The organism is Frankia sp. ACN1ag (assembly GCF_001414035.1).
Taxonomy (GTDB): domain Bacteria; phylum Actinomycetota; class Actinomycetes; order Frankiales; family Frankiaceae; genus Frankia; species Frankia torreyi.
In genome coordinates, this window is the sequence record NZ_LJPA01000013.1 from 99,882 (window position 1) to 119,164 (window position 19,283).

General features: G+C 73.6%; 16 protein-coding genes and 2 pseudogenes. 8 read left to right on the forward strand and 10 right to left on the reverse strand.

Features of this window, described 5'->3' with window-relative positions; genetic code table 11:
- Nucleotides 1-365 precede the first annotated feature (365 nt).
- The 3 genes and pseudogenes from UK82_RS37670 to UK82_RS13830 all read left to right on the forward strand — a co-directional run.
- Nucleotides 366-715: MFS transporter (locus UK82_RS37670; RefSeq protein ID WP_396230555.1), on the forward strand; the 350-nt coding region annotated here is incomplete at its 3' end.
- Nucleotide 716: 1 nt separating this feature from the next.
- Nucleotides 717-1,852 (forward strand): annotated as a pseudogene (locus UK82_RS13825) (MFS transporter); the annotation flags it as partial.
- A gap of 343 nt (nt 1,853-2,195) precedes the next feature.
- The gene (locus tag UK82_RS13830; protein WP_236705905.1) at nt 2,196-2,981 is read left to right on the forward strand and encodes a TetR family transcriptional regulator; all 786 of its coding nucleotides are present in this window, start codon (nt 2,196-2,198) and stop codon (nt 2,979-2,981) included.
- A gap of 120 nt (nt 2,982-3,101) precedes the next feature.
- On the opposite strand, the gene UK82_RS13835 is transcribed toward UK82_RS13830, so the two are convergent.
- The 4 genes from UK82_RS13835 to UK82_RS13850 form a co-directional block, all read right to left on the reverse strand.
- Nucleotides 3,102-4,028, reverse strand: a complete 927-nt coding sequence (locus tag UK82_RS13835) for an SDR family oxidoreductase (protein ID WP_044883111.1) — start codon at nt 4,026-4,028, stop codon at nt 3,102-3,104.
- 95 nt (nt 4,029-4,123) lie between these two features.
- Nucleotides 4,124-5,056, reverse strand: coding sequence for an LLM class F420-dependent oxidoreductase (locus UK82_RS13840; RefSeq protein WP_044883112.1), 933 nt, complete (start codon nt 5,054-5,056; stop codon nt 4,124-4,126).
- Entirely contained in the window at nt 5,053-5,712 is a 660-nt protein-coding gene (locus UK82_RS13845) for a pyridoxamine 5'-phosphate oxidase family protein (RefSeq protein ID WP_052680890.1), read from the reverse strand. The genes UK82_RS13840 and UK82_RS13845 overlap by 4 nt, the downstream gene beginning before the upstream one ends.
- A 114-nt stretch (nt 5,713-5,826) precedes the next feature.
- The gene (locus UK82_RS13850; RefSeq protein WP_152989893.1) at nt 5,827-7,026 is read right to left on the reverse strand and encodes a lipase family protein; all 1,200 of its coding nucleotides are present in this window, start codon (nt 7,024-7,026) and stop codon (nt 5,827-5,829) included.
- A gap of 142 nt (nt 7,027-7,168) precedes the next feature.
- Here UK82_RS13850 and UK82_RS13855 point away from each other — a divergent pair, with 142 nt between their 5' ends.
- Entirely contained in the window at nt 7,169-8,773 is a 1,605-nt protein-coding gene (locus UK82_RS13855) for an amidohydrolase family protein (protein ID WP_055407556.1), read from the forward strand.
- A gap of 115 nt (nt 8,774-8,888) precedes the next feature.
- Nucleotides 8,889-9,437 (forward strand): thioesterase family protein, encoded by a 549-nt coding sequence (locus UK82_RS13860; RefSeq protein WP_044883115.1) that lies wholly within the window; start codon nt 8,889-8,891, stop codon nt 9,435-9,437.
- Nucleotides 9,438-9,770: 333 nt separating this feature from the next.
- On the opposite strand, the gene UK82_RS13865 is transcribed toward UK82_RS13860, so the two are convergent.
- Both UK82_RS13865 and UK82_RS13870 read right to left on the reverse strand, forming a co-directional pair.
- Nucleotides 9,771-10,343, reverse strand: coding sequence for a DUF2752 domain-containing protein (locus UK82_RS13865; RefSeq protein ID WP_236705906.1), 573 nt, complete (start codon nt 10,341-10,343; stop codon nt 9,771-9,773).
- Nucleotides 10,336-10,959 carry a TM2 domain-containing protein gene (locus tag UK82_RS13870; RefSeq protein WP_044883117.1) on the reverse strand — a complete coding sequence of 208 codons (624 nt, stop codon included), beginning with the start codon at nt 10,957-10,959 and terminating at the stop codon, nt 10,336-10,338. Before UK82_RS13870 ends, UK82_RS13865 begins: the two co-directional genes overlap by 8 nt.
- A 672-nt stretch (nt 10,960-11,631) precedes the next feature.
- Between UK82_RS13870 and UK82_RS13875 the strand changes: the two genes are divergently transcribed.
- Both UK82_RS13875 and UK82_RS13880 read left to right on the forward strand, forming a co-directional pair.
- Nucleotides 11,632-12,138, forward strand: coding sequence for a hypothetical protein (locus UK82_RS13875; protein ID WP_044883118.1), 507 nt, complete (start codon nt 11,632-11,634; stop codon nt 12,136-12,138).
- A 285-nt stretch (nt 12,139-12,423) separates the two neighbouring features.
- Entirely contained in the window at nt 12,424-14,181 is a 1,758-nt protein-coding gene (locus UK82_RS13880; RefSeq protein ID WP_052680891.1) for an AAA family ATPase, read from the forward strand.
- A 113-nt stretch (nt 14,182-14,294) separates the two neighbouring features.
- On the opposite strand, the gene UK82_RS13885 is transcribed toward UK82_RS13880, so the two are convergent.
- Nucleotides 14,295-15,137 (reverse strand): alpha/beta fold hydrolase, encoded by an 843-nt coding sequence (locus UK82_RS13885; protein WP_063897486.1) that lies wholly within the window; start codon nt 15,135-15,137, stop codon nt 14,295-14,297.
- Nucleotides 15,138-15,308: 171 nt separating this feature from the next.
- On the opposite strand from UK82_RS13885, the gene UK82_RS42720 reads away from it, so the two are divergent.
- Nucleotides 15,309-15,695 carry a MarR family winged helix-turn-helix transcriptional regulator gene (locus tag UK82_RS42720; RefSeq protein WP_396230556.1) on the forward strand — a complete coding sequence of 129 codons (387 nt, stop codon included), beginning with the start codon at nt 15,309-15,311 and terminating at the stop codon, nt 15,693-15,695.
- Between the two features lie 107 nt (nt 15,696-15,802).
- Here the strand turns inward: UK82_RS42720 and UK82_RS13895 are convergent, their stop codons facing one another.
- The 3 genes and pseudogenes from UK82_RS13895 to UK82_RS37675 all read right to left on the reverse strand — a co-directional run.
- Nucleotides 15,803-16,438: a response regulator transcription factor gene (locus UK82_RS13895; protein WP_009738617.1), complete on the reverse strand. Its 636-nt coding sequence runs from the start codon at nt 16,436-16,438 to the stop codon at nt 15,803-15,805.
- Nucleotides 16,439-16,521: 83 nt separating this feature from the next.
- The coding region (locus UK82_RS13900) for a DEAD/DEAH box helicase (protein ID WP_236705907.1) at nt 16,522-18,712 on the reverse strand (2,191 nt) is incomplete at its 5' end.
- A 1-nt stretch (nt 18,713) separates the two neighbouring features.
- Nucleotides 18,714-19,158 (reverse strand): annotated as a pseudogene (locus UK82_RS37675) (DEAD/DEAH box helicase); the annotation flags it as partial.
- Between the last annotated feature and the right edge of the window lie 125 nt (nt 19,159-19,283).

The window sequence follows — 19,283 nt, forward strand, 5'->3', positions numbered from 1 at the left end:
CGGGCTGACGGGCTGACGGCGGTGGTGCGGCGTGGCGTGGTTCCGCCGGACATCATGATCGCCTGGGTTGGGTGGCGGGAGCGCGGTTCCGCGGAACCCCATGATCGTCGCCCTGTGTGACCGGATTTCGCGGTGGCTGGGTAGCCCCCGGGCGGTCACCGGGGAGCTCCGCCGCACGGGGGCATCGGGGCCCTTCGGGCCGGCCGGGAGCCCCACGGTCGTGGCGGGGGATGGGGCCCGACCTGGGTGTTTGCGTATCGCGATGGGTGGCGGCCGTCACTGGGGCGCTCCCCGCGTCGGTGAACCGGCGTTCACTATGCTGGTGAACGTCGGTTCACCGCAAGGTGGCCGAATCTGTTCCGATCATGTCCTGTCTCGATCAGTCAAGGAGTCACGTGGGCGAGCCTGCCGTGCATCCGGTCCGCGCCGTGTCCGCGGGGGAGGCCCCCGCGGGGGGACGTTCCCGGGAGCTCAGCGCCGTGCTGGGCGTCGGCGGCATCCTCACCGCGATCTCGCAGGTCTCGATCGTGCCGCTGCTGCCCGACCTGCCCCGGCTCACCGGCGCGTCGGCGTCGAACGTGAGCTGGCTACTCACCGTCACCCTGCTCGTCGGTGCCGTGGTCACGCCGCTGTTCGGCCGGGCGGGCGACATCTTCGGCAAGCGGCGGATGCTGCTGGTCGCGCTCGGGATGCTGACCACCGGGTCGGTCCTGTGNGCGCTGACGTCGAACATCTGGCTGCTGATCCCGGCCCGCGGACTGCAGGGAGCCTGCCTTGCGGTGGTGCCGCTGTCGATCAGCATCCTGCGCGACGAGCTCCCCCCCGAGCGGGTGGGGTCGGCGGTCGCGCTGATGAGCGCCACCGTCGGCATCGGCGCGGCGCTCGGCGTCCCGTTCGCCTCCCTGATCATCCAGTTCGCCGACTGGCACGTGATGTTCTGGGTCACCGGTGGGCTCGGCCTGGCCGATCTGATCCTCGCCGGGCTGCTCGTGCGCGAGTCGAAGGTCCGCGCCCCCGCCCGCTTCGACATCCCCGGCGCGGTCGGGCTGGCCCTCGGCCTGCTGTGCCTGCTGCTGGCGCTGTCCAAGGCGGCCGACTGGGGCTTCACCAGCCCGCGCTTCGGCGGACTGATCCTCGCCGCCGTGGTGATCTTCGTCGGCTGGGCCCGCTGGCAGTTGCGGGTCGCCGACCCGCTGGTCGACCTGCGTCTGGCGCGGCGGCCCGCGGTGCTCGCCCCGAACGCCGCGGCGCTGCTGATCGGCTTCTCGTTCTACGCCAACTCGCTGTCCACCGCCCAGCTCGTCCAGGTCCCGAAGGAGACCGGCTACGGCCTGGGCCTGTCGGTGTTCGCCAGCGGCCTGTGCCTGCTGCCCGGCGGCGTGGCGATGTTCGCTCTGTCGCCGGTCGCGGCGCGGATCACCGCCTCCCGCGGCCCACGGATCACTCTGCTGCTCGGCGCGTCCGCGCTCGTGTTCGGCTACCTGCTACGCATGTTCACCAGCGAGAATCTACCGATGATCGTGGTGGGTGCGGCGGTGGTCGCCGCCGGGACGGCGCTGGCCTACTCGGCCATGCCGATGCTGATTATGAACGCGGTTCCCCGCACCCAGACGGCCGCCGCCAACGGCCTCAACGTCCTGCTGCGCACGGTCGGGCAGGCGATGTGCAGCGCCGCCGTCGCCGCGCTGCTCAGCCACCTCACGATGACGACCTCCGGCGGGGCGGTGCCGAGCCTCGGCGCCTTCCAGACCGTCTTCGCGATGGCCGGCGTGGTGGGGGCGCTCGCTCTCGGGGTGGGCTGCCTCGTGCCTACCCGTGACCGGGTCGACACGGATGTGCCGGTGCAGCCCGGNGATCCGGCCCGGACCATGCACGCGGCTGGCGACGACGGTGGCCGGCTGGCGGAGTCCGTCTCGGCCGCGCCGACCCCGGTCACCACCACACGCTGACCACGTACCAGGATCCGGGCAGCGGGATCCGGGCAGCAGGGTCCCGGCGACGGCGCGAGCCGACACGGCCAGGGCTGCGTGGCCAGGGCTGCGTGGCCAGGGCTGCGTGGTGAGGATGCGGCAGCCGGGGAGGACCCGACGGTGCCGGGGCGGGCACGGTGCGGCGCCGGTGAGCGGTAGCGTGCAGGCTCGGGCGTCCCGGTTGGGGACGTCCGGCGCATCCCGGGACGGGCGGAGGAGCGGACCATGACGAGCCCTTCGACCACCACCCGCGGACGGCCGGCAGGGCCGGAGTCCAGCAGCCCTGCCGGGGCCGACTCCGCCCGCCCTGACACTGGCCGTTCGGATGCCGGCCAGCACGAGACGTCCCACTCCCATCCCGGCCGGGTCGCCCCGCAGTCCGCGGTCGCCGTCCTGGCTGGGTCCGATGCCGTCCCGGGTGGGGTCGCGCCGACGGGGGCGGCGGGCGGCGGGCGGGGCCGGATGCGGGGGGACGCCGAGGTCAGCCGCGAGGCGATCATCGCCGCGGCCCGCCGGGCGTTCGCCCGCCAGCCCTACGCCGCCATCACGCTCAAGGCGATCGCGGCGGACGCCGGGGTGAGTGCTCCGCTGGTGCTGAAGTACTTCGGCAGCAAGGAGCAGCTCTTCGCGCGGGTCGCCCGCTTCGGCGACGAGATCGACCAGTTGCTCGACGCGCCGCTGCCCGACCTCGGCCGCCACCTGCTGCACGCCCTGCTCGACGCGCACGAGCAGCGCCGCGATCCGCTCATCCGGGTCGCGTTCGCGCTCCAGCACGGCGAGCACGCGACCCTGCTGCGCGACAACTTCCGCGACCAGGTCGTCGCCCGGCTGCGCTCGCGTCTGACCGGCCCGGATGCGGCCCTGCGCGCCGAGCTCGTCCTCGCCCACCTGCTCGGCCTCGGTGTCCTGCGCAAGATCGTGCATACCGAGGCGATCAGCGCCGCCGAACGCGACCGGATCGTCGACCTGTGCGCGCCCGGCCTGCAACGCCTCCTCGACGGCAGCCCCTGACGATCTCCGCCTCGGCCTGACCGCCTCCGGCGCAATCAAGATAATCAACACTGTTGACAGCTCGCCGCCATCCATGATCACAAAAGATGGGCTGATCCTCAGCACCGGCGCCGGGCCGGCTCAGCCGCGGGCCGGCGCGTCGCGCGGGGGACGGTCTCCGGTGAGGTCGGCGTTCGGGGCGGCGGCGCGGACCAGGTCGGGGATGACCTCGCCGAGCGCGCCCGGTTCCCAGACGCCGTCGACGTCGACGGCCGGTCCGTTGGCCCATCCCTCCAGCACGGTGATCCGACCGCCGACGACCGCGAACACCCGCCCGGTCACGCCAGCCGACGCCTCGCTGCCCAGCCAGACCACCAGCGGCGCGATGTGCTCGGCGCTCATCCCCGCCGCCTGCGCCTCGGTTAGGTCGCCGGTGAGGCCCTCGGTCAGCCGGGTCAGTGCGAGCGGGGCGATCGCGTTCACCGTCACCCCGTAGCGGGCGAGCTCCAGCGCGGCGGTCACGGTGAACCCGGCGATGGCGGCCTTGGCGGCGCCGTAGTTCGTCTGGCCGATGTTGCCGAACAACCCCGACGGCGAGCTGGTGTTGACGACCCGGGCCGACCGTCCGCGCCCGGCCCGGTGCTCGTCGCGCCAGTAGACGCCCGCGTGGTGGGTCGGGGCGAAGGTGCCCTTGAGATGCACCCGCACGACCGCGTCCCACTCCGCCTCGGTCATGTTGACCAGGGTGCGGTCGCGCAGAATCCCGGCGTTGTTCACCAGGACGTCCAGCCCCCCGAACGCCTCGATCGCCTGGGCGACGAGGCGCCCGGCCCCGGCGAAGTCGGCGACGTCGTCGGTGTTCGCCACCGCCTGCCCGCCGGCCGCCCGGATCTGCTCGACCACGGCGGCCGCGGGCCCGCCGTCGCGGCCGCGGCCGGCCCGGTCACCGCCGACGTCGTTGACGACCACCCGGGCGCCCTCGGCGGCGAACGCCAGCGCGTGCGCCCGCCCGATCCCGTTGCCGGCCCCCGTGACGATGACCACCCGACCCGCGCACAGACCCCGCACGGGGCCACCCCCTGTCCTTCGCCCTCGGCGGATGTCCTTCACCCTCGGTGCCTCCGGCTCGGCGCCTCCAGGCGCCTGCGGTGCAACGGATCCGGCTACACCGGGTCGGCGGCGTGGGCGACGATCTCCTCGCCGAAGCGGCGCACGGTGTCCTCGGCCGCAGCCGGGTCGTCGCCGCAGACCGCGATCACGATCCAGTCCGCGCCGAGCTTGGCGTAGGTCGCGACGTCGTCGAGCATGGCCGCCGCGTCCCAGCCCTGCCGGACGTCGAGCTGCGGCCACATGCCGGTGGCCACCACGTCGACGGCGTCATGCGGGCGGCCCGCCGCGTCCAGCCGGGCCCGGACGTCGTCGACGACCCGGGTGAACCCGTCGACGCCGGGCACGGCCGCCGTGCGGATCGTGCGGGCCAGGGTGTCGTTCGTGAGCAGGGTGACGACCCCCTGCCCGTAGCGGACGGCCCGCTCCCGCCCCCACGCGCTGTTGCCGTGCAGCCACAGCGGCGGGTGCGGCTGCTGGACGACCCGTGGCTGGATGTTGGTACCGCGGGTCTGCAGCAGCCGGCCGCTGTGGGTCAGCCGCGGCTGCTCCCAGCTAGCGCGCAGCACGTCCACCGTCTCGTCGAACGCGGCGAGCCGCCCGTCGAAGTCGACGCCGAGCGCGCCGAACTCCGAGCGCAGGTAGCCCGCGCCGAGGGTCAGCGTCAGGCGCCCGGCGGACAGCGCGTCGAGCGTCGCCACCTGGTGGGCGGTCAGCAGCGGGCTGCGGTAGGGCGCCACCAGCGCCCAGGTGAACAGGCGGATGCGGCTGGTCACCGCCGCGCAGAAGGCCAACGACACCAGCGGGTCGGCGCTGCCCTCCCCGCCGGAGTCGACCCAGCGCGCCGACGGCGCGGGATGGTCGCTGAACCCGAGCGCGGCGAAACCCGACTCCTCCGCGGCCCGCGCGAAGCCGGTCACCGCGTCCGGGGTGAGGATCCGCGGCGACCAGGCGGGATCGGCCACGGCATGCTGGACGGCGAATCTCATCGGTTCTCCACACTCAAGGTCTCGGCACGCAAGGTCTCGGCACTCCGGGTCTCGGCCGGGCCAACCCAGGGATCGGGCAGGGGCGGCAGGGGGAGGGGCAACGCCGGCAGACCGTCGATGCTCGTGCCGTTGTACTCCTTGCGTTCGCAGTAGGCGGCGAACTCCTCGTCGGTCCGCCGACCGAAGTACTCCCGGTGCAGGCTTCGTTCCTCCCGGTACTCCAGGAACGGCACGGCGTAGCCGCAGCTGTCGCTGATCCGCTCGGCCGTCACGACGATGATCGACCGCAGCCCGCTGGGGTCGGCCGCCCGCGGGTCGAACCGGGCGAGCAGCGCGGCGAAGCGCGGGTCGTCACGGAACACCGGCTCGCCGCGCCCGTGCACCCGCACGATGGTCGGGGGTCCGCTGAACGCGCACCACATCAGCGTGATCCGGCCGTTCTCGCGCAGGTGCGCGAGGGTCTCCGCGTGGCTGCCACCGAAGTCCAGGTAGGCCAGGGTCCGCTCGTCGAGGATGATGAGCGTCCCGGCGCGGCCCTTGGGGGAGAGGTTGACGCTGCCCTGCGCGGACAGGGGCGCCGTCGCGACGAAGAAGACGACCTGGTCCTCGATGAACCGGCGTAGCCGGCCGTCGAGGCGTTCGTAGGTCTTTCCCATGGATAGGCAGTATCGGCCGCGTACCCGCCCGGCGCCCGTGCTTTCCCGCCCCTCCCTGTCCCTCCCTGTCCCGTCCCGTCCCGGGCCGGTGCGCCGGCCCGGGACGGCAGGCGGTCAGCGGGGCGGGCGGCGCCGGCCGTCGGGGCCGGCGCTGAGCTCGTCGTCGCCGAACTCGCAGACGCCGGCCGCCGCCAACGCGTCGATGTAGTAGTGCGGGAAGTGGTCGCTGATCGTGTACGGGAACAGCCGGCCCAGCGGCCGGACCTGGCCGAGCGGGAACGCTGCCAGCGCCCCGGCGAACCCGAGCGTGCTGAGCATCTGCCCCACCGGGCGGCCGGTGGTGTCGGTCCACCCGCCGCCGTAGCGCCACTCCCGGCCGATGTGCCGGTAGCGCCCGACGGTGGCCGGCGGCAGGTGGGGGACCGGATCCTGGCGGTAGACGAAGCGCGCGATCGGCGCCGGGTCGACCACCGCCGTGTAGGCCGCCGCGGTGCCGTCGCCGCCGATCATCGGCTGGCCGAAGGTGTAGACCGCGCGCAGCGCCCGGCGCAGCTCGGCGTACACCGGATCGGCCATGATCCGCAGCCCGAGGATGACCGCCATGGCCCCGCCGAGGCTGTGCCCGGTCAGGTACAGCGCCGGCGGCCGCGCCGACGCCCCCCGCCGTCTCCCGGCGCCGCCGGCGCGGGTCGTGCCGGCGGCGCCGGCGCGGAGACTGGCGTCGCCGTCGCCGTCGCCGTCGGTGTCGGTGTCGTAGATCGACCGGCCGGCCATCGCCCGCCTCAGGGTGCGCAGCACCTCGAACGCGGTGGCGCGCACGTTGCGGTGGAACCCGGCGTGCAGGTCGTCGACGGCCGTGCCCGCCAACCGGACGCGGGTGCGTTCGCGGGAGTGGACGTCCAGGTCGGTGCCCCAGTTGATGAGGTCCGACGGCTCGGTTCCGCGGTAGGCGACGATGACGACCCGGGCGTCGGCGCTCTGCACGACGAACGCCGTCGAGCGGATCAGCATCGCGTCGACCTGCTCGGCGATGATCCGGCACCGGCAGCCGGGCAGGCCCAGCCGGGTCATCGCCGCCGACACCGCGTTGATCCCCCGCGGCAGGTCCGGGTCGAGCAGCGTCGAGGCGGTCTCGGCGTAGGCGTAGCCGGCGCACGCCGCGAGGACGTGACTGGTCGGGTCGTCCGGATGCAGGTGGGTGTCGTCGAAGGCGGCGAGGTGGTCGACGAGATCGCGGTAGACCGGGAAGTGCTCGTCGAGCCGCGGCCGGTACGGGCGCAGGTCGACGAGGTCGAGGACCTGCGCGTTGCTCACCTGCACCGCCTGCTCACCTGCACCCCTTCTTCGTCGATCGCGGCCTTATACGGATCGATGTCGGAGGGTAACTCAACGTGCCCACCTCCGTCCCGTCCCGCGACCCGCCGCGCCGGTGGCCGGTGGCCGTAGGGTGGCGGGGATGGGGCGCGCTGCGCAGGAACCGGAGCGCCGGGCGCTGCTCGTGCGCCGGGCCGAGCTGACCGGGTCGACCGAGCTGACCGGGTCGGCCGGCGGCGGCGCAGCGGGGCCTGGCCGGCGCGTCCTGGCTGGCGCGCTCCCGCCGACGTGGGTCGCGGACGTGCGGATTCTCGGCGGACGGATCGTCGAGGTCAGCGCCGAGCCGCTGCGCCCGCGGGCGGGGGAGGACATCCTCGACGCCGACGGCGGCGCGCTGCTGCCGGGTCTGCACGATCATCATGTCCACCTGCTGTCGCTGGCGGCGTCGGCGTCGTCGGTGCGGGTGGGGCCGCCCGAGGTCGTCGACGCCGCAGGGCTGCGCGCGGCGCTGCGCGCGGCGCCGGGTACCGGTCCGGCGCGGTGGGTGCGCGCGGTCGGCTACCACCCGTCGGTGGCCGGTGACCTCGACCGGCGCACCCTCGACGCGCTGCTGCCCGACCGGCCGGTGCGGGTGCAGCACCGCGGCGGGGCCCTGTGGGTGTTCAACTCGCCGGCGCTACGCCTGGCCGGCATCGACGGCTGCGACCTGCCGGGCGTCGAACGCGACCCCACCGGGGCGCCCACCGGGCGACTGTGGCGGATGGACGGTTGGCTGCGCCGCCACGCCGCGCTGCCCCCGGTGGCCGTGGACCTCGCCGCCGTGGGCCGCGCCGCCGCTGCGGCGGGGATCACCGGGTTCACCGACGCGACCCCCGGCCGCACCGCCGAGCATCGCCGGACCCTCGCCGCGGCCGCCGCGACCGGCGAGCTGCCGCAGCGGCTGACCCTCATGCGCCCCGAACCGCAGCCCACTGCCGATGCGGACGCCCCGGCCGGACGGCGGGCCGGGGAGGGGACCGTCGGCGTGGCAGGCGTGGCAGGCGGTGTCGGTGGTGGTGGTGGCGTTCGCGTCGTCGGCGGCCCGGTGAAGGTGATCCTCGACGACGACACCCTGCCCGACCTCGACACCCTCGCCGCCCGGTTCGCCGCCGCGCACCGCGCCGGCCACCCGGTGGCCGTGCACTGCGTGACCCGCGTCCAGACGGTGCTCACCCTCGCCGCGCTCGACCTCGCCGGCCCGCGCCGGGGCGATCGCCTCGAACATGGTGCCGTCATCCCCGGCGAGCTGTACGGGCAGGTGCGCCGCGCCGGGCTCGTCGTGGTCACCCAGCCCAACTTCGTCGCCGAGCGGGGCGACCGCTACCTCGTCGACGTCACCGACGAGGATCCGGCGGCGCTGTACCCGGCCGCCTCCCTCGTACGGGCCGGCATCGGGCTCGCCGCCGGCACCGACGCCCCGTTCGGCCATCCCGACCCGTGGCGGGCCGTCGCCGCCGCGGTGACCCGGCGCACCGCCGCCGGGATCGTCCTGGGCGCCGACGAACGCCTCGACGCCCCCGCGGCCCTCGCGCTGTTCCTCGGCGACCCGGCGGACCCGGCCCGCCCGCGCCGGGTACGCCCCGGCGCGCGCGCCGACCTCTGCCTGCTGCACCGCCCCCTGCGCGCGGCCCTGCGCGCGGCCCTGCGCGACCCGTCCGCGGCCCAGGTCCGCCAGACGATCGTCGACGGCGTCCCGGTGTACGGGTGAGGTCCAGGACCACCGAGTGCAGGTCAGCCGGTGCGCGACCGCCCGTGGGAGTCCGCCGGTGAGAGATTGCTTGCACGGCGGCCCCGTCGACGCCGCGGATGTGCACAGTGGCGGGATGGACCCCAGACGCGATCCCGAGCGGCTCAGCCTCGCCAGCTACCCGCTCAGTCACCCCGTCCAGGCGCGGTTCAGTGACCTCGACGGCAACGGTCACCTGAACAACGTCGCGCTGGCGTCCTTCTACGAGGACGCCCGCATCACGCTGGACTGGCGGATCTTCACCGACGGCAGGCCGGTGCCGTTCGAGAACTTCACCTTCGTCGTCGCCAACGTCTCCATCCACTACCTGGCCGAGGCGCGCTATCCCGCGACGTACGTCGTCGGCTGTGGGGTCGGCCGGATCGGCACCACCTCGTTCGTGCACAGCGCGGGGCTGTTCCGCGACGGCGTCTGCCTCGGCCTGTGCGACAGCATCCTGGTCCACCTCGTCGAGGGCGCGCCGACGGTCATCCCGCCCGATCGCCGCGCGCAGATGGAGGCCCTGGCGTTCCCGGTGCGCGCGGGTGGCCCGCCGACCGAGCCCGACGCCGAGACCGTCGGGATCCCGGACCAGCCGGCGCAGACCGGCTCCGGTCTGGTCGGCTCCGAGCCCGACCGCCGCTAGGCCCTGCCCTTCGCGTGTGTGGGAGGCGTGGGCGACGGCTCGTGCGTCGGCGGCGGCTGCGTCGGCGGCGGCTGCGTGGGAGAGCGCCTCCATGGTTCTTCCACAGGGTTCGGCGTCCGATTTATCCCTGCGGAAGAGACGGGTGGCGTCGCTCCCGTGCACACCGCCTCGCGGGCCGGGGGTCCGCGCCCGCTGCCAGGACTTCCGCCCGCCGGCGGCGCACCGGAACCTCCCTGTCGATATCAAGATAATCAACGGTGTTGACAGCGCGGCGCGCCAAAATGATCATTCGGGTCGGGAGCCGACACGGGCCCCGGCCAGGCGGACCGACAGTCAGCCGGGCGAGCCGGGGGTGAGCGGCCAGCCGGGCAGGTTACGCACGATCATCCAGACCAGCGCCGCGCCGCCGAGCCCGTAGGCCAGCGGCGCGGGCAGGGGGGCGTACCGGTCGTCGCGCACCGCCCGGGCCTGGCGGGCGAGCAGGCCGGCGAGCAGCGGGGCGCAGGCCAGCACGAACACGTTGTCGTGGCCGGCCGCCGCCCACCGTCCATGCAGCACGTCGTAGGTGGCGCGCAGGGTTCCGCAGGCCGGGCAGTCCAGGCCGGTGACCCGGTGTATGGGGCAGCCGGGCATCGCCGTCGACGGGTCGTGCGGATCGTGGCCCGCCAGGTAGGTCAGGCCGGCCACGGCCGCCGCGGCGACGCCCCAGACCGCGGCGCGGCGCCGGCCCGATCGGGTGGCCGCCGGCCCGGTCGCCGCCGCTGCGGGCGGTTGTGCTGTGGGCGGCCGCGTCGGGGAAAGGGAAGGCGGGGCGGGCGGGTTCGGGGGCGGGAGCGGTCCCGCCGGATCCGCCGGCGACCCGGATGGGGCGTCGGCGGGATCCGTGGACGGGGGCGGCTCAGTCACGCAACGGCCGGCCGTGCCGGTCGCGGACGTTGCCCGTCAGCATCATCACGCCGTCGATCAACGCCCAGACGCCCAGCCCGCCGCAGGTGAACAGCTGCGCCAGCGCGATGCCGGTGTTGCCGAGGTACCAGCGGCCGGCGCCGACCGTGCCGAGCAGGATCTGCAGCAGTCCGGCGGTCAGCTTCTGCTTGTCCGAGTAGGCCTCCCCGGTCAACGGGTGCCGGCCGAACGGGGCGGAAGGGTCGTAGGGCGCCGCACCGCCGTACCCGGGCGGCGGACCGTACCCGGGCGGCGGTCCGTAGCCCATCGGCCCGGGGTAGCCAGGCTGGCCCTGGTAGCCGGGCTGGTTCGGGTAGCCGGGCTGGCCCTGGTAGCCAGGCTGGCCCTCGTAGCCAGGTTGACCCTCATAGCCGGGCTGGCCGGGGAAGCCGGGGGGCGGGCCCGGGTAGCTGTCCTGGCTCGGGTAGCCCTGCTGGCTCGGGTAGCCCTGCTGGTAGCCGGGGGGCGGCTGCTCGGGGTATCCGGGCTGGCCCTGGGCCGCGGGCTTCTGGTCGGGGTGCTCGGGCTGCCCCTGGTAGCCGGGCGGCTGGTCCTGCGGTTGCCATGGCGAGGTCATCTGTGCTCCCAGGGTGTGCGGGTCCGGCTCCCCGGCCGGGCGCCGCGCCCGGTCCGTCCGAGGCCGGCCGGCCCTGGTCGGCGGCTCGCCCGGGGACGCGCCGGCGCGGTGATTGCGGCGATGCTACCGAGATCGCCCCGGCGCGCGACCACCGTTTGCCTCCCGCCGCTGTCCGGTGCGCGACCTGCAGCCCGCCGCCGGCCGCCGTGCGCGGCGCCCGGCGCGGACCCCCTCCCGATGGAGGTGAGCTGTAGGTCTTTCGTGGTCCCTGGATGGCCCATCCGTGGTGGAACCATCGGGTTGTCCTGTCGTCGGCGATGCGTCCCCGACTGGTCACCATCGGTTTCCGTGGTTCTGGTGCGGCAGGCTGACCTGCGGTTCTCTTTCTCGTTCGGGGGTCAACCCCGCCGACTCGTGACCTGTTTGTCGTCCCGTTTCGGATATTCGGGGGTGGCTGACCTGCACGGCACCGGCCGGACGGGCCAACAATCCCCGATCCCAGGGACAAGCGGCTCGATTTCCGTTACACGATCCCCGGTTGTCTTCTACAGTTCAGCGCGGGTTCCCGAAGCCGTCGGCGTCGCAGGCGCGACCCGGCGACGCAGGCGTGCCCCGTCGCGCCCGCGCAGCCGGCCGGCGGGAGCTCGGACCGGAAGGCTGAGGTGGCTGGCGATGCGACACGGGCACGGCGACGGCGCCGCCGGCGGGCGAGCCGGAGCCGAGTTCGACCTGGCGGCGATGGAGATTCTGGAGCCGCTGGCCGAGAAGTACGGGCTTTTCCTCGCCAAACGGACCTGCTGGCATGTCCAGTTCCGGGGTGGCCGGCGAATGTTCGACGTCGCCTGCGATCCGTGGACGTCCTGGGCGCTCGGAGCCAGGGTCGGGATATGGTCGGCCGATTCCGCGCCGGCCGTCGGCGGCGTGCCGGCCCCCCGGCCACGCGCGCTCAGCGTCCAGGACATTCTGCACACGGTTTACGGAATGCGGGAGAACGCCTGGCCGTGGATCGCGGCGACCCCGGCCGAGCTGCGCGCGATTCTGCTGACCCTCGCCGGACTCGTCGACCGGTACTGCGGGGAGCTGTTACTCGACGACGACGCCTTCGCCCGGGCCGAGGCCGCGGTCAACCGGGCGACCGCCGAGCGGGAGGCGTTCCTGCGCCAGTTCGAGGACCGCTGAGGGTGCTTCCCCGCTCCCGGCCGAGGGTCGCCCTNCCCGGCCGGTGAGGTCGCGCGTGCAGGGCGAGTTCTCGCGTGCAGGGCACGGCCCTGATCCGGGACGGATGTCCACCGAGGGTGGTCCGAACGTCCCCCGGGTAGGCAACCTCTGGCGGTCGTGAGATCGCCGACGGACGGCGAGCATGACGAAGGAGAACCATCGAACGCCTGTGTTCGACTGTTCGACGGTGGAACGGGGCGTCGACCGTCAGGATCGTGAGACTTTCACGCAACCCCGGGAGAGGCCATGACCGTCCAGTATGTGCGGGATGCCCTGCCCGGCGAAGGGGCCGGCGACAGCCGCAACGCCGGTAGCCCGTCGCCGCCCGGCACCTCGTCGGCCGGCACCTCGTCGCCGGGCACCTCCCCGGCCGGAACCGGGCCGGGCGGAACCAGGCCGGGCGGCGAGACGGCGTCGACCGGGCCGGCGTCCCTCGCCGGCGCGTCCGTGCCGCCTCGACTACCGGCCCCGTCGTTCGCCGAGCTCGCCGCGGCCGAGACCCGCGAGACGCACAGCGCCGTGCTCTACCTGACCGCCGACCGGGTCTACAAGCGCAAGAAACCCGTCGACCTGGGGTTCCTCGACTTCACCGAACGGCGGACCCGGGAGGCGGTGTGCCTGGCGGAGGTGGCGCTCAACCGCCGCCTCGCCCCCGACGTCTACCTCGGCGTCGCCGACCTGTGCGACGACTCCGGCGAGGTGATCGACCATCTCGTCGTCATGCGGCGGATGCCGACCAGCCGCCGGCTGTCGACCCTGGTGCGCCGCGGCCACCTGCTCGGCCCGGCGCTGCGCTCGGTCGCCCGGGCGCTGGCGGTGTTCCACCAGCGGTGCGAGACCTCCCCGCTGATCGCCACCGCGGGGGAGCAGGCCACCCTGGAGGACCTGTGGCGGGAGGGGATGGCCGGCATCGCCGCCTACCGCGGCACCCAGCTCGACGCGGCGGTCGTCGACGACATCGGCCGCCTGGCGCTGCGCTACCTCGCCGGACGCGCCGAGCTGCTCGCCGAACGCACCCGGGCCGGCTGGATCCGCGACGGGCACGGCGACCTGCTCGCCGACGACATCTTCTGCCTCGACGACGGCCCCCGCATCCTCGACTGCATCGAGTTCGATCCGCGGCTGCGCTTCGGTGACGTCCTCGGCGACGTCGCCTTCCTCGCCATGGACCTGGAGCGTCTCGGCGCCCCGGAGGAGGCCGCCGAGTTCCTGGAGGCCTACCGCGAGTTCAGCGGCGAGGTGCATCCCCGGTCACTGCAGCACTTCTACGTCGCCTACCGGGCGTTCGTGCGGGCGAAGGTGGCCTGCATCCGCGGCGGCCAGGGGGACCCCGACGCCGCGGAGAACGCCCGCAGGCTGCTCGCCGTCGCCCACCGCCACCTGCGCGCCGGCCGCGTCCGGCTGGTCGTCGTCGGCGGGCTGCCCGGCACCGGCAAGACGACGCTGGCCAGCCGGCTCGCCGAGGTCGGCGACGGCTGGGTCCTGCTGCGCTCCGACATCATCCGCCAGGAGCTGGTGGGCAAGCCGCCCGCCGAGGCCCCGCCCCAGCAGCACACTGATGGCGCCTCGCCGTCGGCCGACGGCGAGGCGGTGGGGTTCGACGCGGCGGGGTTCGACGCCCAGTTCGGCGTCGGCCGCTACGCCCCGGAGATCACCGACGCGACCTACGCCGAGATGCTGCGCCGGGCCCGGGCGGCGCTGTGCCGGGGGGAGAGCGTCGTGCTCGACGCCTCCTGGTCCAGCGCGCGCCACCGCGCCGCCGCCGCCACCCTCGCCGCCGACGTCTACGCGGACCTGGTGGAGCTGCACTGCGTGACCGCACCCGAGGTCGCCGCGGCGCGCATCGCCCGGCGCATGGCCGCCGGCCCCGACCCGTCCGAGGCCACGGTGGCCATCCACCGGGCGATGGCCGCGCGCGCCGACCCGTGGCCGTCGGCCGCGGTGATCCGCACCGCCGTCACCGTCGCCGAGGCGTTGCAGGCCGTCCAGAGCCATCTCGACTGACCGGCCGCGCCGGGAACCGTTGCAATGTGACCTCACCGGTGAAGGACAGCGCCGGGAGCTCGCGCCGCGCACCCGCCTCCAGGTCCCCTGCCACGTTGACGTGGCACTCCCGGCTACTGGAAGAAGTCGAGCAATGCCGGTGCGATGGCGTCGGGGTGTCCGCGTTCGTCGCGGTTCTGGGTGACCGCGTGCGTCTGGCCGGGGAGCTCGACGTGCGTCGCACCGGGGATGATCGCGGCAAGGCCGGTCACGGCCGTGCGCAGGTACGGCCGGGTGGCGGTGCCGTTGATGAGCAGTACGGGTGTGGCGATCGCGGCGAAGTCCGCGATGCGGTCGGCGTTCTCGCGAACGATGGCGAAGTCCACCGGGAGTGCTTCGGCCTGCGCACGTCTCTGCGCGGAGGTGAGTATCCGGCGGGAGAACGCCGCGAGGATGGGGACCGGCAGGCCGAACATCCACGGCGGGCCCATCTGCGAGATCTTCATGCTGAGCCCCATCGCGGTCGCGAGGTCACCCGCGGCGACCGCGGCGTCCATTCGCGGGGCGAGGTCGAGGCGCATCGAGCCGTCGAGGGAGAGAGGCGGCTCGAACAGGGCCAGGCGTTCGATGATCTCAGGGTGGGCCAGAGCAGCCCTCGCGGCGATGATCGCGCCGGAGCTGATCCCCAGGACCCGGCGGGCGCCGGTCGCCTCGAGCACGGCGTGGAGGTCGCCGACGTCCACGGCGGTCGTGACCGCGTCAGGGTAGGGCCCGCTCGCGCCGCGCCCGCGACGGTCGATCAGGTGAATGCGGTATCTCGTGGCAAGCAGTTCGGCTAGGTCCGCTTGGCTCATCGCTGCCTGCATCGCGCCGTGCACGATGACCACGCCCGGCCCTGAACCGAGGCTGTGGTACCCGATGGGCGTGCCATCGGCGGCGCGCACCACGCTGTCAGCGACTTCCGCACCCTGAGACACGCGCTTATCTTAGTGACTAAGAGACTTCAATGTCACGATGAGAGGGTGACTGCTNACCCGGACGCCGAGATCCGGCGGGACCTGATCGAACGGCTGCGGCTCCTCGGAGAGATCGAGTCGACCCAGACCGCGCTGTTCCACCAGGCCGCCGCCGCGACGTACGGCCTCGGGGTGACCGACATGAAGGCGCTGAGCATCCTGCTGCATGACGGGCCGCAGACCGCGGGGTCCCTGATGGCGCGGCTGGCCGTGACCTCGGGAGCCGTCACCGGCGTCATCAACCGCCTGGCGGACCACCGGCTCGCCCGCAGGCAGGCAGACCCGCAGGACGGGCGCAAGGTCGTTGTCACGGTGGACCTCGCCGGGCTGGCCGCTCGCGAGAACGTCTATCTCAGCATCGGGGCCGCCTTCGACCGGCTCCACGCCACCTACTCCACCCAGGAACTGCGTTTCCTCACCCGGCACCTGGAAACCGCCATCGAGATCACCCGCCAGGAGACAGCCGCCCTCAACCGCACCAGGGACAGTCCCGCGCACGACCTTCGCCGACGACCGTGACGCACCCAACCGTGACGCACCCAACCGTGACGCACCCAGCGGCACCACCGGGGTCAGGACCGGGGTCCTGACCGGCCGGTCGGTGGAGGGGCGGCGCCGGCGGGGCGCTACTTGTCGATGCGGGTCGCGTAGACGGCGGCCTGGGTGCGGCTGGACAGCTCCAGCTTCTCCAGGATCGCCGAGACGTAGTTCTTGACCGTCTTCTCCGACAGGTGGATCCGCCCGGCGATCTGCCGGTTGGTCAGACCCTCCGCGATGAGGACGAGGATCTGGCGCTCCCGCTCGCCCAGCGCCGCGAGCTTGCGGTCCTCCGCCGGACCCTCCCGCAGCCGGGTCAGCACCCGCTGGGTGACCGCCGGATCGAGCAGGGAGCGGCCGGCGGCGATCGTGCGGATCGCCCCGACCAGGTCCGTGCCCTTGATCTGCTTGAGCAGGTAGCCGGCGGCCCCGGCCATGATCGCGGCGAACAATGCGTCGTCGTCGTCGTAGGAGGTGAGGATCAGGCAGCCGATATCGGGATGCGCCGAGCGCAGGTCACGGCAGACGTCGATGCCGTTGCCGTCCTCCAGCCGCGCGTCGAGCACCGCCACGTTCGGTCTGGTGGCGGGGATCCGGCGCAGCGCCTCGGCCGCGGTGGACGCCTCGCCGACGACGTCGACGTCACCGGTCTCGGAGAGCATCTCCCGAATTCCCCGGCGGACGATCTCGTGGTCATCCAGGAGGAAGACCCGTACGGTACTCACAGGGTGACGATACCGCTCGGGTCGCGCGCCCCGGCCCGGATCGCGAGGTGACCCCGGTCGAAGGGGCCCGACGGTGTACCCGGTCAGAGCCGGTCGACGGCGGTCACCCGGACCATCGCCACCCCGGCCTCGTCGGAGGCGGCGAGGTCGATCTCCGCGCTGATCCCCCAGTCGTGGTCCCCGGCCGGATCGTCGAAGATCTGCCGCGCCGTCCACACCCCGGGCCGCTCGTCGAGCAGCAGCAACCCCGGCCCGCGCGCGTCCGGGCCGGTGCCGATCTCGTCGTGCTCGGCGTAGTAGCCGGCCAGCGCCCGCTCCCAACCCGCCGCGTCGAACACCGGACCGTCCCCCGCGGCCACCCCAGCCCCGGGGCCGACTCCCGCCCCGGGGCCGACTCCCGCCCCGAGGCCGGCTCCGGCCCCCGGGCCGTCGAGCTCGCCGAGCAGGTCGTAGCGGCGCAGCGCGGCCAGCTCCACCCGGCGGAACAACGCGTTGCGGACCAGCACCCGAAACGCCCGGAGGTTGCCCGTCACCGCCGGCGGCCGCTCGTCGACCGCCCCCGCCCCGGCCCCGGCGGCCGCGTCGGGATCGGGGTTGCTCAGCCGCTCCCACTCGTCGAGCAGGCTGGAGTCGGTCTGGCGCACCAGCTCCCCGAGCCACTCGGTGAGGTCGATGACCTCGTCGGTGCGCGCGTCCTCCGGCACCGTCTGGCGCAGCGCCTTGTAGGCGTCGGCGAAGTAGCGCAGCAGCAGCCCCTCGGAGCGGGCCAGCCCGTAGAACGCCACGTACTCGGCGAACGTCATCGCCCGCTCATACAGCTCCCGGGCCACCGACTTCGGTGCCAGCTCGTAGTCGTCGACCCAGGGATGACCCCGCCGGTACGTCGCGAACGCCGCGGCGAGCAGCTCACCCAACGGCTGCGGATAGGTCACCTCCTCCAGCAGCTCCATCCGCCGGTCGTACTCGATCCCCTCGGCCTTCATCGCCGCCACCGCCTCCCCCCGAGCCTTGGTCAGCTGCGCGTGCAGCACCTGGCGGGGGTTGTCCAACGTCGCCTCCAGCACCGACAGCACGTCGAGGGCGTACGTCGGCGACGCCGGGTCGAGCAGTTCGAGCGCGGCCAGCGCGAACGGCGACAGCGGCTGGTTGAGCGCGAAGTCGAGCTGCAGATCCCCGGTCACCCGCACGTTGCGGCCCAGCTCGTCGGGGGAGTCGAGCTTCTCCACCACGCCGGCGGCCAGCAGCGCCCGGTAGATCGCGATCGCCCGGTGGATCAGCCGGCGCTGCGTCGGGAGATCCGAATGGTTGTCGGTGAGCAGGTGACGCATCGACGCGAACGCGTCCCCGGGCCGGTTGACGACGTTGAGCAGCATCGCGTGCGTCACCGTGAACTGCGATGTCAACGGCTCCGGCTCGGCGGCCACCAGCCGGTCGAACGTCGGCTCCCCGTAGCCGACGGTGCCCTCCGGCGGCTTCTTGCGCACCACCTTGCGCCGCTTCTTCGGGTCGTCGCCGGCCTTCGCCAACGCCCGCATGTTCTCCACCACATGATCGGGAGCCTGCACGACGACGTTGCCCACCGAGTCGTACCCGGCCCGCCCGGCCCGCCCGGCGATCTGGTGGAACTCCCGCGCCGAGAGCAGCCGTACCCGCGTCCCGTCGTACTTCGACAGCGACGTGAACACCACCGTGCGGATCGGCACGTTGATCCCCACCCCGAGCGTGTCCGTCCCGCAGATCACCTTCAACAGCCCCGCCTGCGCGAGCTGCTCGACCAGGCGGCGGTACTTCGGCAGCATCCCCGCGTGGTGCACCCCGATGCCGTGGCGCACCAGCCGGGACAGCACCTTGCCGAACCCGGCGGCGAACCGGAAGTTCCCGATCGTCGCCGCGATCTGGTCCTTCTCCGCCCGCGACGACACGTTCACGCTCATCAGCGCCTGCGCCCGTTCCAACGCCTGCGCCTGGGTGAAGTGCACGACGTACACCGGCGCCTGATGGGTCTCCAGCAGCTCACCGATCGTCTCGTGCAGCGGGGTCGTGACGAACCGGTAGAACAACGGCACCGGCCGCTGCGCCGAGCGGACCACCGCCGTCGGCCGCCCGGTGCGCCGCGTCAGATCCGCCTCGAACATCGACACGTCGCCGAGCGTCGCCGACATCAGCACGAACTGGGTGCGCGGCAGCTCCAGCAGCGGCACCTGCCACGCCCACCCCCGCTCCGGATCGGCGTAGTAGTGGAACTCGTCCATGACGACCTGACCGACGTCGGCGNCCACCCCGTCGCGCAGCGCGATGTTCGCCAGCACCTCCGCCGTGCAGCAGACGATCGGCGCGGTGTCGTTGACGGAGGCGTCACCCGTCATCATCCCGACGTTCGCCGCCCCGAACATCGCGCACAGCGCGAAGAACTTCTCCGACACCAGCGCCTTGATCGGCGCGGTGTAGAACGTCCGCCGCCGGGCGGCCAGCGCCGCGAAGTGCGCCCCGGCCGCCACCAGGCTCTTCCCCGACCCCGTCGGCGTCGCCAGGATGACGTTCGACCCGGAGACGATCTCGATGAGCGCCTCGGACTGGGCGGGATAGAGTTCCAGGCCCTGCTCGGCGACCCAGGCGGTGAAGGCGTCGTACAGGGTGTCCGGATCCGGCTCGCCGGGTACATCGTCGGCGGCGCCGGCCACCGGATGCGAGGACGCGGGAAGGTGGTCGGTGAGTGTCATGGTCCCTCGATCGTGCCTGACGCGCGCCGCCGCCGACCGGCGGGCACACCCCCGTCTACTGTTGGGGCGGACCCGAACCGGTGTTCCGGTGGCCAGCACCCGTGACCCGGCTCGGAGAACCGACG